The sequence below is a fragment of the Mesorhizobium sp. M0189 genome (assembly GCF_040322135.1).
Classification (GTDB): Bacteria; Pseudomonadota; Alphaproteobacteria; order Rhizobiales; family Rhizobiaceae; genus Mesorhizobium.
Genome location: NZ_JAMYSW010000003.1, coordinates 282,629 through 294,367 on the forward strand (window position 1 = coordinate 282,629; position 11,739 = coordinate 294,367).

Sequence of the window (11,739 nt, forward strand, 5' to 3'; positions counted from 1 at the left end):
CTGAACTCGGCAACCCGAAGCTGCCTCCGTCCCTGACCAAGGGCAACGGTCCAGCGACGGGAAACCGCTGTCCGAGGGCTTTCGTCGGCTTCCGACTGACCAGCCCCTCACCCCTGCCGTCTCGCCATGAAGGCCAGGCGCTCGAACAGATGCACGTCCTGTTCGTTCTTCAGCAACGCGCCATGCAGTTTCGGCAACGCATTCTTCGGGTCGGCGCGCAGGTCCTCGGGCGCGATGTCGTCGGCGACCAGCAGGCGGATCCAGTCGAGTGCCTCGGAGGTCGACGGCTTCTTCTTCAGGCCGGGCACATCGCGGATCTCATAGAACTGGGTCAATGCCGCTCGCACCAGTTTCTGCTTGATGCCGGGATAATGCACGTCGACGATTTTGTGCAAAGTGTTGACGTCGGGGAAGCGGATGTAGTGGAAGAAGCAGCGGCGCAGGAAGGCGTCCGGCAATTCCTTCTCGTTGTTGGAGGTGATGATGACGATCGGCCGGACGGTGGCGCGGATGGTCTCGCCGGTCTCGTAGACGAAGAACTCCATCCTATCCAATTCCTGCAACAGATCGTTGGGGAACTCGATATCGGCCTTGTCGATCTCGTCGATCAGAAGCACGACTTTCTTGCCGGCGGCAAAGGCATTCCATAATTTGCCGCGCTTGATGTAATTGCGAATGTCGTTGAAGCGCTCGTCGCCGAGCTGGCTGTCGCGCAGCCGCGAGACGGCATCGTATTCATAGAGACCCTGCTGCGCCCGCGTGGTCGATTTGACGTGCCATTCGATCAGATCCAGACCGAGCGCTGCCGCCACCTGGCGGGCAAGTTCGGTCTTGCCGGTGCCGGGCTCGCCCTTGACCAGCAACGGCCGCTCCAGCGCGATCGCCGCGTTGACCGCCACCATCAGATCCTTGTCGGCAACATAGGCTGCCGTGCCTTCGAAACGCATTTTTGCTCCCGGGTTCATCGCGCGACCCTAAGGACGCGGCCTTCGCTGTGCAAGGCGCTGCTGGCGAAGCGGGGATCTTGCCGGCGCTGACCTCGTTGAGGGGTTCTGCGTCGATTTAAGACTCGAAGCGTGTCGTCTCTCTGGCGCTGGGCCTGCCGTCTGCCTATATTGGCGGGGACGGTCTGCGCTTCCCGGCAGGAGAACATTTTCCCCGGGGCCTTAATGATCCCTAGGGAGCTGTCCCTGGGAAGACCCGTGGGTTTTCTCATACGGCGCCCACCTACTTTGTAGGTTCCCGGGATCGCTCTCTCCACCGGTTGTGTGGATCGTCACTCACATTTCAGTGGGCCATGCGGTAGGAAACGTCGCTCCCAAAACCCCGTCCAGATCCGACTTTTTCTATCCTGGCTCCATGACCTTCCGAAAAGACCTGAAAAAAAATCTCCGCAACGAAGCCCTCGGGCGCCGCGACGCGCTCGATCCGTTCTGGCGGGTAGAGGCAGCACTCGAAATGGCCGAGACGGCGCGCGACCGGATCACCGTCGAGCCGGGCCAGATCGTCTCAGGCTTCTGGCCGATGCGCTCGGAAGTCGACGTCCGGCCGCTGATGTTTGCCTTGCGCGAGAAGGGCGCGAGGCTCTGCCTGCCGGCCATTCTCGACAAGACCACCATCGTTTTTCGCGAACTGGTGCGCGGCGCGCCAATGATCGACATGGGCTTCGGCACCGTCGGGCCGCATGAGGAAGCCGAGGTACTCGATCCGCAGGTGATGCTGGTGCCGCTTGCCGCCTTCGATGCGCGCGGCCACCGCATCGGTTACGGCGCCGGCTATTACGACCGGGCGATCGCGCGGCTGGCCGACAACGGACAGCAGCCGCGGCTGATCGGCATTGCCTTCGACTGCCAGGAGGTGGCCCTGGTGCCGGACGAGCCGCATGACGTGATCATTCCGGAAATACTCACCGAGAGCGGGTTGCGCCTGTTCGCGCCGAAATTGTAGATAAGTTCCTGGACGCATGGTCTTTTCCGAAAGTCATGCAGCTTTTTGCTTCGCTGACCTTCGGTTCGGGATCACGCTTATATGAGACTTCTCTTCCTCGGCGACATGGTCGGCAAGACAGGACGTACGGCGGTGTGGGAACAACTGCCCGGCCTGATCTCGGATTTCAAACTCGACTTCGTCATCGTCAATGGCGAGAACGCCGCCGGCGGCTTCGGCATCACCGAGGAGATTTTTCGCGAGACGATCTCGGCCGGCGCCGATGTCGTCACCACCGGCAACCATGTCTGGGACCAGCGCGATGCGCTGATTTTCGCGCCGCGCGAGGAACGCTTCCTGCGTCCGTCCAATTTCCCGAAAGGCACGCCGGGGCGCGGCTCGGGCGTCTACATCGCCAGGAACGGCGCGCGCGTGCTGGTCGCCAACATCATGGGCCGGGTGTTCATGCATCCCGAGCTCGACGATCCATTCCAGGCCGGCGAGCGCGAACTTGCCGCTTGTCCGCTTGGCGAGCAGGCCGATGCGATCGTCATCGATTTCCATGCCGAGGCGACCTCGGAAAAAATGTGCTTCGCCCATTTCGTCGACGGCCGTGCCAGCCTTGTTGTCGGCACCCACACGCATCAGCCGACCGGCGATCACCAGATCCTCAATGGCGGCACCGGTTATATTTCCGATGCCGGCATGTGCGGCGATTACGATTCCTCGCTCGGCATGGACAAGGAGGAGCCGCTCAACCGGTTTTTGTCCAAGGTGCCGAAAGGCCGTTTCGAGGCGTCGACCGGACCGGCGACATTGTGCGGCGTCGGCGTCGACATTTCCGACCGTAGCGGCCTGACTGAACGGATCGCGCCGTTTCGCCGCGGCCCGCGGCTGGAGGAAACGGCTCCTTCCTTCTGGTCGTGACATTGATATGGACGCTTGCAATACCCAATTGCCGGCGAAACTGCTCTAGATCGTAGAGGGGACGACCTCCATGCAGCTAGTCGAATTCCTGGCGCCGCATTTCGCCTTTGTCTCCGACCCGACGGCATGGGTCGCGCTGCTGACGCTGATCGTGCTGGAGGTCGTGCTCGGCATCGACAATCTGATCTTCATCTCGATTTTGACCAACAAATTGCCGGTAGCGCAGCGAGCCCGCGCCCGGCGGCTCGGCATCTCCGCCGCGCTGGTGATGCGGCTGATCCTGCTGGCCACCATCTCGATCATCGTCCAGTTGACGATGCCGATATTCACCGCCTTCGGCCACGGCTTTTCATGGCGCGACCTGATCCTGATTGCCGGCGGCCTGTTCCTCGTCTGGAAGGCGACCAAGGAGATCCACCACACGGTCGATCTCGATGATCACCAGGACACGATGATGGGCGAAACGCTGCAGCTTTCGCTGGCCGGCGCCATCTTCCAGATATTGCTGCTCGACCTCGTCTTCTCGATCGACTCAATCATCACCGCGGTCGGCATGACCGACGAAATCGCGATCATGTACATCGCGGTGATCGTGGCGGTGAGCGTGATGATGCTGGCGGCCGGGCCGCTGGCCGATTTCATCGCCAGGAACCCCAGCATCGTCATGCTGGCGCTCGGCTTCCTGCTGATGATCGGCATGACGCTGATCGCCGACGGCATGGGTTACCACGTTCCGAAGGGCTACATCTACGCTGCCATGGGTTTTTCGGCACTGGTCGAAGGGCTCAACATGCTGGCCCGGCGGCGGAAGAAGGCAAAGGGCGGCGGGCACTGAGGATGGCCCACCGCGGTTGACCTAATGCCCCGGCAAACCCTTCGGATGGCGGTCGCCGGTCAGGCCAAGCGTCAGGCCTTGCTCGAGCCACGCCTTGGCGCCGGCGAGCACCAGCGCAAAACCGCCGGTCGAGTCGATCGCCTGCTTGACCTGCTCATCGGGGCTGCCGGCAAAGCCGAAATTGCGGACCTCGAGAAAGGTCGTGCCGCCCGGCATCTCGGTAAAGGTCCACACCACCGTGGTCGGCGGATCGCTCCATTGCATGACGATCTTCTCGTTCGGCACGATCTCGCTGACCGTTACCGTCGTCGAGACGCCATACATGCGCCATTCCCAATGGATTTCCTTGCCGCTGTCCAGCCTGTCGCTGCCGTGGGTGAACCAGAATTTTGTCGTGATCGCCGGATCAACGATAGCTTCGAACGCGTCGGCGACCGGCCGCCTTATCAGCATGCCGGCTTCGGCGGTCGGTGTTTCACGGATTTCCATAGCGTCCTCCTTTCCACGGCGCCGCCCCGGTTCACCAAGCATCGGGTTCGCGCACGAGGTGAATGATGTTGGCCGGGTTGGTGATCCAGCCGCCGCGAAAGCCTTCACCCAGTGCCTCGATGGCGTCGCAGCGCACGACGCCGGCCCTGGCGAGATGGTCCGCCGCGCCTGGAAAATCATCGGTGAACAGTTCCAGCCAGACCTCGGCCTGACTAAGCATCGGCGCCTCGTCGATCCACAGGCGACTGGGACCGAGTTCAAAGCCGATAGCGGGCGCCTTGGCCGTGAATGGCTTCAGGCCGATGACGTCGCGATAGAAGGCGATCGTTGCCTGGTATTGATGTGGCGGCACTTTCATGGCGATGTTGATGCCGCCGCTGATCTTCGCGGTCATTTGCTGGCTCCATTCCCGTGTTCAGGTTCGATTGGCCGGTTCGGTCCAGAACCCGCTATGCCAAATTGATTTGCCAGGAGACTCCGAACCTGTCGTTGAGCCATGCAAACCGGCGGCTGAAACCATAATTGTCCAGCGGCATCAGAAATTTGCCGTGCTTGGCCAGGGCCTCGACAATGCCGTTCAGCTCTGCCTCCGTGGAGCAATCCACATACATCGAGACCGACGGCGTGAATGTGAAGGCATGGTGCACGGGGCTGTTGTAGACCATCACTTCCAGACCGCTTATGGACACGCGCGCCAGCTTGACCGTCCCTTCCGGGCCGTCTTCGCCGGAGCCGTAACGTGTGACGTCAAGGACGCTGCTGTCGGGGATCGTCTCGCAATAGAAGGTCATTGCCTCTTCGGCCTTGCCCTCGAACATCAGAAATGGCGTCACTTGCTTCATCGCAGGCCTCCGTCATCTTGGTGGTTTTTCAGATGTTGTTCTCGTTGGCCGGCTCGCCCTTCATCTCGCTGCGGTAATAGCCGTCGCGCAGATTGATGCCGTATTCGACATAGGCCTTCATGCAGGCCAGCATCTGCGACCAGCCCTCGCAATTGAGATAGGACTTCTTCAGGCCGACCGCGTCCTCGCGCCAGCCGGTCTCGGCGATGGTGACAAAGGTGCCGCCATCATCGAGCGGTTCGAAATTCATCTCGATGCGGGTCTTGTAGGCTGGCTTGCCGTCGGCATCGGAGGCGTCCCAGTGCAGCACGATGCGGCTGTCCTTGATCACTTCGTCGACCTCGACGGGGACCTTGCCCCACCAGACAACACCGGCACCAGCCACCAGCGGCGCGCTGGCGCCGCCGATCGTAGTGAAATAGCCGCTAAGCTTCTTCGGATTGACGACCGCGTCGAAGACTTCGGCGACCGGCTTGCCAATGCGGCCGGAAACCCTGAATCCAAGAGACATATCCACAGCTCCTTCCTTGAAGGGTTCAACGATATGTTATAGAAACATAACATGTCAAGCCATTCGCAGGACGACAATGTTTTCAAGGCGCTGGCGCATCCGCGCCGGCGTGAGTTGCTGGACCGGCTGAAGGATGCGCCGCAGACCACCGGCATGTTGTGCGATGCCTTCCCCGACATGGACCGCTGCACGATCATGCTGCATCTGAAAGTGCTGGAGGAGGCCGACCTGGTCGTGGCGCGGCGCGAGGGCCGCGAGCGTTGGAACCATCTCAACGCGCTGCCGATCAAGCACATCCACGACCGCTGGATCAGCCAGTATGCCACGCACGCGATCAGCATTCTCGACCGGCTGAAGTCCGATCTGGAGGGGTGAACGGCCGCCGAAGCCTGCCTTTTTCGGGTCTCAAGCCCTTGCGTGTCGTCTGCCACGGCGCGGCTGGACGAATTGAGCCGATTTATCTATAAGCCGGCCATTCCGACATAGAGCGCCGTACGTCCGTCCGGACGCAGCAGGACGTTCTGAGATTTTGAATTCGAGCATTTTGCAAGGCGCCGGGTGGTTCACCAGGCCGCGGATGCTCTAGCCGAGAAGACGACAGGAGTGCCATGGCTGGCCATTCACAATTCAAGAACATCATGCACCGCAAGGGCCGTCAGGATGCGGTGCGATCGAAAATGTTTTCCAAGCTGGCGCGCGAAATCACCGTCGCCGCCAAGAGCGGCACGCCCGATCCATCGATGAACCCTCGCCTGCGCCTTGCGGTGCAGAACGCCAAGGCGGTGTCGATGCCGAAGGACAACATCCAGCGCGCCATCAACAAGGCGTCGATGGGCGATGCCGAGACCTACGAGGCCGTGCGCTACGAGGGTTATGGGCCGGGCGGCGTCGCGCTGATCGTCGAGGCGCTGACCGATAACCGCAACCGCTCGGCGTCGAATGTGCGCGCTGCCTTCACCAAGGCCGGCGGGGCGATGGGCGAGACCGGCTCGGTGTCGTTCATGTGGGACCGCATCGGCGAGATCTACTATCCGGCATCGGCCGGCAGCGCCGAAAAGGTGATGGACGCGGCGATCGAGGCCGGCGCCGACGACGTCCAGTCGGACGAGGAAGGCCACACGATCTACTGCGCCTTCGAGAATCTCGGCGAGGTGTCGAAGGCGCTGGAAGGCGCGCTCGGCGAGGCTGAATCGGTGAAGCCGATCTGGAAGCCGCAGACCAATATCGCGGTCGACGAGGAGCGGGCACAATCGCTGATGAAGCTGGTCGCGACGCTTGAAGATGACGACGACGTGCAGAGCGTCTACGCCAATTTCGAGGTCGACGAGGAGACCTTGGCGAAGCTCAGCGCGGCATGACCCAACACGCGCTGCCTACAGTCCGCATCACCTATTGCACGCAGTGCCTGTGGCTGCTCAGGGCCGGCTGGATGGCGCAGGAGCTGCTGTCCACGTTCGGCACCGATCTCGGCGAAGTGGCGCTGGTGCCCGGCACCGGCGGCATCTTCACCATTTCCTGCAATGACACGCTGGTCTGGGACCGCAAACGTGACGGCGGTTTTCCCGACGCCGCAAAACTCAAGCAACTGGTTCGCGACGTCATCGATCCGGATCGCGATCTCGGCCATGCCGATCGCAAGGGTCATAAGTCGAAGGACCCTGCCTGAGGGTCTTCTTGCCCCGGCATTCACCGCCACGCGAAGATAAAACAGCCCAGCGCCACGATGGCGGTGATGGTGCGGACATGGTTCCACATCACCCAGTCCTTGAGATAAGTGGCCCATAGCGCGGCGCCGTTGGCGCTTGCCGGATCGACGGCGGCCAGGGCGTTGTTGAGCGGCACGTTGAACATCATCGTCACGATCGGGTTGCCGACGAGATAGATCAGGGCGCCGGCGAGAAGCCAGAACGCGCCCGGCTGGCTCCAGCCGATAAGAGCGCCGGCGGCAAGCACAAGACAGACCAGCCCGGTGCCGAATAGCGCGGTCATGAATGCCGGCGTAATCACGGTGATGTTGATCGAATTCATGGCGGCGATGCCGCCTCCGGCAGGCAAGCGGGCGAGCGCCGGCATGATAAAGTTGGAGAAGGCGAAGAAAACGCCGCCGACAACGCCTGAGCCAATGGCAGCGACGAAGGTGAGGGTGGGAAGCAGTTTCATGATCATGTCAGTTCCTCCAGATGCCCGTGGCGGCGGTTTCGGTTGCGTAGGTGGAAAAGTCTTTTGGGGCGCGGCCGAGCACGCGCTGGACGCCGTCGGTCAGCGTTTCGTTGCGGCCGTCGAGCACTTCGGTGAACAGCTCGTTGAGCAGCCAGGCGAACTCGGCCGGCAACTCGTGCTCGGCGATGGCGGTGGTGAACTCGGCATGGGAAACCCGCTTGAAACGAATGTCGCGGCCGGCGGCCCTGCCGATCTCGGCGACCGCGTCGGCAAAGCTCAGCAGCCGCGGCCCGGTCAGCTCATAGAGCTCTCCGACATGTCCTTGCTGGGTTAGCACGGTAAAGGCGGCCTCCGCGATATCGTCGGCATCCACAAATGGTTCGCCCACACTGCCGACCGGCAACGCCACCTCGCCCTCCTGCAAAGATTCGACGAGGAAGCCTTCACTGAAGTTCTGGGAAAACCAGGCGCAGCGCAGGATCGTCCAATCGGCGCCTGAAGCTTTGAGCATCTCTTCGGCGCGCTGTGCTTCCGTTTCGCCGCGCCCCGACAGCAGTACCAGCCGACGCACACCACACTCCACGGCAAGACGAGAGAAGGCGCCGACCGTGTCGGCCGCGCCGGGCACCGCAAGATCAGGATAGTAGCTGATGTAGACGGCGCCCACACCATCAAGTGCGGGTTCCCAGGTCGTGCTATTTTCCCAGTCGAAGGGCGGCGTACCCGAGCGCGAGCCGATCTTTACCGGCAGGCCCCGCGCCGTCAGCCGCTCGGCGAGACGGCGGCCGGTCTTGCCGGTGCCGCCGAGGATCAAAGTTGGTTTCGTTACAGTAGGGTTCATGTCGATTTTCCTCAGTTTGCAAATGTGAGCAATCCTCACATTTGCCAAACGTGATAAACCCTCGTATTTTGCGAGTCAAGCCAATTTGTTGATTGTTCGCCTGGAGACAGTGATGGAAGGCTCTGCCGTATCGGATTCACAGGATGGCCAGATCGCATCGCCGCGCCGAACGCCGAGCCAGCAGCGTAGCCGCGAGCGGGTCGAGCGCATGCTGGCCGCAGCGTCGGCGCTGATCGCCGAGCAAGGCAGCGATGCGATGCGCATGGGCGAGGTGGCCGAGAGGGCTGGCGTGTCGATCGGCTCGCTCTACCAGTTCTTCCCGGACAAGCGGGCAATCATTTGGGCGCTGGCCGAACGCTACACCGCCGAAAGCCAGGCCTGCATCGCGGCGGCACTTGCCGACGTCAGTGACGCCGACGGCTTGCGCCAGGCGTTTTCGGAGCTGGTGGATATCTACTACCGGTTATTCCTGGCCGAGCCGGTGATGCGCGACATCTGGTCGGGGACACAGGCCGACAAAGCATTGCGCGAGCTTGAGCTTGCCGACAGCCGGGCCAACGCCGAATTCCTCACCACGGTGCTGAAGCGGTTGCGGCCGTCCGCCGATCCGGAAGCGCTGGAAACGACGGCATTTCTCATCTGGCAGATGGGCGAGGCCGCAATGCGGCTTGCGATTTCGGTCGACCGGCAAGAGGGTGACAGGCTGGTTGCGGCCTACAAGCGGATGGCTCTGCGAGAGTTGCTCGGCGCCTGACCGGCGCCGCGCGCATTCATTTTCCCTTGCCTGGCAAGGAGATGGCCGGCATCGTGCCCTTCGGCGGCCGATACTTCCGCCGCCATGCCTTCGGGCTCAGGCCGGTGATGCGCAGGAACTCACGGTTGAAGTTCGATTTGCTGAGGAAACCGGCGTCGAGCATGATGCGGGTGATCGGTTCGTCGGTCGCCGCGAGCAAGCGGCGGGCCTCATCGATCCTCCTGCCGTTGACGTATTGGGATACGCTCGATCCGTGGACGCGATTGACCGCCGATGACACTTGCCGTGCGGGGAGGCCGAGCCGCCTGGCGATGCGCCCGAGGTTGAGATCGACATCCTTGTAGAGATATTTCGATGTCATCAGCGCGTCGACCGCCGCCGCGACCGCGGAATCTTCGCTGGTCACCCGTGGCGTGGTTTGGGCGTGCGACACATCCTCTTCCTCTTCGTCGGAAGCAGCGGTTTCGCTGGCAACAGCGGCCGCGCTGCCGAGCAGCATCAGCGCTAGGACGTTGGCGGCGGCAATCACCGCGCCGGAATGAGTGCCACCTGTCCATTCGAGGTCGAAGCTGATGATGATGTCGGTGACCGGCGATGCAAGGATCGCCAGCGCCGTCACCAACAGCGATCGGTAGGACCGCAAGACGCCGTCGAGACGCGATTCGACAAGAACATCCGGACCGGCCAGCGCTAGCCAAAGAAGGGCGGCGCCATAGGACAGGAAAACGAGGATGATCACCGGCCCGACCGGCTCGCGCCAGAAGATCAGGAGCAGGACAACCAGGCAGGCCGGCAGCAAATGCGGCCAGAGTGATGCCAGGCGATGCGCGGACGGTTCCTTTGTCAAACCGCTGAAGGCTATCCAGGCAAGGGGTGCGATCAGTGTCGCCAGGACCGACTGGAACGGCATGATTGCCCTGACATCATAACCCCAGCGAATGCCGATCAGCACCGACTGCAAGGCATAGGCGGCGATCAGCAGCATGAAGGCGATGTTTTCACGCAGATCGGCCTCGTTTCGGCGGACCATCTGCACGAGCAGGATGACCAGCAACAGGGCAACGACGAATGGCAGGGGAATGAAGATCATGATCGCAAGCGTGGTTCCAAAGCGGGCAGCGGCCGACAATGACCCGGATTGCGTTCGCGGTCGTCCCGGATCGCGATCAAGGTCGCGGAAATCGACGTTTCAGATCATCTCGACAACGCCACGGTCCAGTCGCGACCGCCCAACATGATCGGAGACAATGATGAAATCCGCAATTCTCGTCTTGCTGCCTTTTGCCGGCGTTGCCCTGGCATCGCCGGCGACCGGTGAGGCCTCCAAGACGCTCGATCTCGTCGGGGTGAGCGCCGTCGTCATCACCGGCGAAGCCAGTTCCGTCAAGCTCACCACTTCGTCCGCGGCACCCTACCACGCGACGATCAGCGGCCGCCGTGAAGGCTGGTTTGCGAGCTGGTATTCGAGTTGGTTCGCCAGTGACTGCCGTTCCGCCAGCGACATGAAGCTGGTGGCCTCGACGCTACGCATCGATGTTGCTCCCTCCTCGTGGCTGGATCCTTCGGACTGCGTGGTCGAGATCAACGCCAACATCCAACCCGAGAGTTCCGTGTCGATCGACCAAGCGGCGCTGCAAGCCAACATGGCGGGGAATTTCTCTACTATCGCCATCGCCGGCAAGGCCGCCGATGTTTCACTCGACGGGCATGCTTCGAGCATCGATCTCAAGGGCGAGGCGCTGAAGGTCAATCTCTTCTATGGCAGCATCCGGCAGGACGAAAACATCGCGATTGCCGGCAAGGCGCTGGAAGCCACGCTGTCCTTCGGCCAGCAGGTTCCGATCAGCTATTCGGTGACAGCATTGGCGTCCTTCGTCGACAGTTCGCTTCCCAACACCGCCGGCGCCAAACCCTCGATCGTCATCAAGGGCGATTTCGTTCGCGCGACGATCCGCTGAATAAAAAACCCGCCACAAGGGCGGGTTTTTTATCTGCAGGCAGCCAATGCGGCTTGAGCGTTCTTCGACCTTACAGGCCAAAACCTTCGAAGCGCTTCTTGAACTTCGACAGGCGGCCGCCGCGGTCGAGCAGGGTCTGCTGGCCGCCGGTCCAGGCCGGATGGGTCGTCGGGTCGATATCGAGGTTCATCGTATCGCCTTCCTTGCCCCAGGTCGAACGGGTCATGTATTCGGTGCCGTCGGTCATGACGACCTTGATGGTGTGGTAGTCGGGATGGATGTCGGTCTTCATGGTTCTGTTCCTAGCTTGCCGGGTGCTGCCGACGGGCTGAAGCCTGCGTCGATGCGCCCCTTTTTAAAACTCGAAGCCGCAGCTATTGAGGAGCCACGGCTTCTAAAACGGTCGGCGAGCCTATACATCAGCCGGAATTGAATCACAAGGCCGCGGCAAGCGCATATTGATGGCGCAAACCTCAAAAGGCCAAAGGACACGGTC

Annotated in this window: 17 protein-coding genes and 1 other RNA gene; 9 read left to right on the forward strand and 9 right to left on the reverse strand. The window is 61.8% G+C overall.

Going from position 1 to position 11,739, the window contains the following annotated elements:
- Positions 1-107: 107 nt before the first annotated feature.
- Entirely contained in the window at positions 108-947 is an 840-nt protein-coding gene (locus NKJ09_RS07085) for an AAA family ATPase (RefSeq protein ID WP_352494147.1), read from the reverse strand.
- Positions 948-1,123: 176 nt separating this feature from the next.
- Between NKJ09_RS07085 and ssrS the strand changes: the two genes are divergently transcribed.
- From ssrS to NKJ09_RS07105, 4 genes are all read left to right on the forward strand, one after another.
- Positions 1,124-1,279: non-coding RNA, 6S RNA (ssrS, locus tag NKJ09_RS07090), on the forward strand.
- Positions 1,280-1,359: 80 nt separating this feature from the next.
- On the forward strand, positions 1,360-1,947 hold the full coding sequence (locus NKJ09_RS07095; RefSeq protein WP_023719645.1) for a 5-formyltetrahydrofolate cyclo-ligase: 588 nt from the start codon (positions 1,360-1,362) through the stop codon (positions 1,945-1,947).
- Between the two features lie 81 nt (positions 1,948-2,028).
- Complete coding sequence (locus NKJ09_RS07100) at positions 2,029-2,853, forward strand: TIGR00282 family metallophosphoesterase (protein WP_023678036.1); 825 nt, start codon at positions 2,029-2,031, stop codon at positions 2,851-2,853.
- 70 nt (positions 2,854-2,923) lie between these two features.
- Positions 2,924-3,688 (forward strand): TerC family protein, encoded by a 765-nt coding sequence (locus NKJ09_RS07105; RefSeq protein ID WP_352494148.1) that lies wholly within the window; start codon positions 2,924-2,926, stop codon positions 3,686-3,688.
- Between the two features lie 21 nt (positions 3,689-3,709).
- Here NKJ09_RS07105 and NKJ09_RS07110 read toward each other — a convergent pair whose 3' ends face one another.
- The 4 genes from NKJ09_RS07110 to NKJ09_RS07125 are packed head-to-tail and all read right to left on the reverse strand — an operon-like array spanning position 3,710 to position 5,530.
- Positions 3,710-4,177, reverse strand: a complete 468-nt coding sequence (locus NKJ09_RS07110; RefSeq protein ID WP_023719643.1) for an SRPBCC family protein — start codon at positions 4,175-4,177, stop codon at positions 3,710-3,712.
- A gap of 31 nt (positions 4,178-4,208) precedes the next feature.
- Complete coding sequence (locus NKJ09_RS07115; RefSeq protein ID WP_023719642.1) at positions 4,209-4,571, reverse strand: VOC family protein; 363 nt, start codon at positions 4,569-4,571, stop codon at positions 4,209-4,211.
- Between the two features lie 55 nt (positions 4,572-4,626).
- Positions 4,627-5,019, reverse strand: a complete 393-nt coding sequence (locus NKJ09_RS07120) for a VOC family protein (protein WP_023719641.1) — start codon at positions 5,017-5,019, stop codon at positions 4,627-4,629.
- A 28-nt stretch (positions 5,020-5,047) separates the two neighbouring features.
- Complete coding sequence (locus tag NKJ09_RS07125; protein ID WP_023719640.1) at positions 5,048-5,530, reverse strand: SRPBCC domain-containing protein; 483 nt, start codon at positions 5,528-5,530, stop codon at positions 5,048-5,050.
- Positions 5,531-5,581: 51 nt separating this feature from the next.
- Between NKJ09_RS07125 and NKJ09_RS07130 the strand changes: the two genes are divergently transcribed.
- The 3 genes from NKJ09_RS07130 (at position 5,582) to NKJ09_RS07140 (ending at position 7,196) form a co-directional block, all read left to right on the forward strand.
- Positions 5,582-5,905, forward strand: coding sequence for an ArsR/SmtB family transcription factor (locus NKJ09_RS07130; RefSeq protein WP_352480937.1), 324 nt, complete (start codon positions 5,582-5,584; stop codon positions 5,903-5,905).
- Positions 5,906-6,138: 233 nt separating this feature from the next.
- The gene (locus tag NKJ09_RS07135) at positions 6,139-6,888 is read left to right on the forward strand and encodes a YebC/PmpR family DNA-binding transcriptional regulator (protein WP_352480936.1); all 750 of its coding nucleotides are present in this window, start codon (positions 6,139-6,141) and stop codon (positions 6,886-6,888) included.
- On the forward strand, positions 6,885-7,196 hold the full coding sequence (locus NKJ09_RS07140) for an Rdx family protein (protein WP_352480935.1): 312 nt from the start codon (positions 6,885-6,887) through the stop codon (positions 7,194-7,196). The genes NKJ09_RS07135 and NKJ09_RS07140 overlap by 4 nt, the downstream gene beginning before the upstream one ends.
- 20 nt (positions 7,197-7,216) lie before the next feature.
- On the opposite strand, the gene NKJ09_RS07145 is transcribed toward NKJ09_RS07140, so the two are convergent.
- Entirely contained in the window at positions 7,217-7,696 is a 480-nt protein-coding gene (locus tag NKJ09_RS07145; protein WP_352494149.1) for an anthrone oxygenase family protein, read from the reverse strand.
- Between the two features lies 1 nt (position 7,697).
- On the reverse strand, positions 7,698-8,531 hold the full coding sequence (locus tag NKJ09_RS07150) for a Rossmann-fold NAD(P)-binding domain-containing protein (RefSeq protein WP_352480933.1): 834 nt from the start codon (positions 8,529-8,531) through the stop codon (positions 7,698-7,700).
- A gap of 112 nt (positions 8,532-8,643) precedes the next feature.
- Here NKJ09_RS07150 and NKJ09_RS07155 point away from each other — a divergent pair, with 112 nt between their 5' ends.
- Positions 8,644-9,285, forward strand: coding sequence for a TetR/AcrR family transcriptional regulator (locus NKJ09_RS07155; protein ID WP_352480932.1), 642 nt, complete (start codon positions 8,644-8,646; stop codon positions 9,283-9,285).
- 16 nt (positions 9,286-9,301) lie between these two features.
- On the opposite strand, the gene NKJ09_RS07160 is transcribed toward NKJ09_RS07155, so the two are convergent.
- Positions 9,302-10,375 (reverse strand): helix-turn-helix domain-containing protein, encoded by a 1,074-nt coding sequence (locus NKJ09_RS07160; RefSeq protein WP_352480931.1) that lies wholly within the window; start codon positions 10,373-10,375, stop codon positions 9,302-9,304.
- 160 nt (positions 10,376-10,535) lie between these two features.
- Between NKJ09_RS07160 and NKJ09_RS07165 the strand changes: the two genes are divergently transcribed.
- Positions 10,536-11,243, forward strand: coding sequence for a hypothetical protein (locus NKJ09_RS07165; protein ID WP_352480930.1), 708 nt, complete (start codon positions 10,536-10,538; stop codon positions 11,241-11,243).
- A gap of 70 nt (positions 11,244-11,313) precedes the next feature.
- Here NKJ09_RS07165 and rpmE read toward each other — a convergent pair whose 3' ends face one another.
- The gene (gene rpmE, locus NKJ09_RS07170; RefSeq protein ID WP_006327661.1) at positions 11,314-11,535 is read right to left on the reverse strand and encodes a 50S ribosomal protein L31; all 222 of its coding nucleotides are present in this window, start codon (positions 11,533-11,535) and stop codon (positions 11,314-11,316) included.
- Between the last annotated feature and the right edge of the window lie 204 nt (positions 11,536-11,739).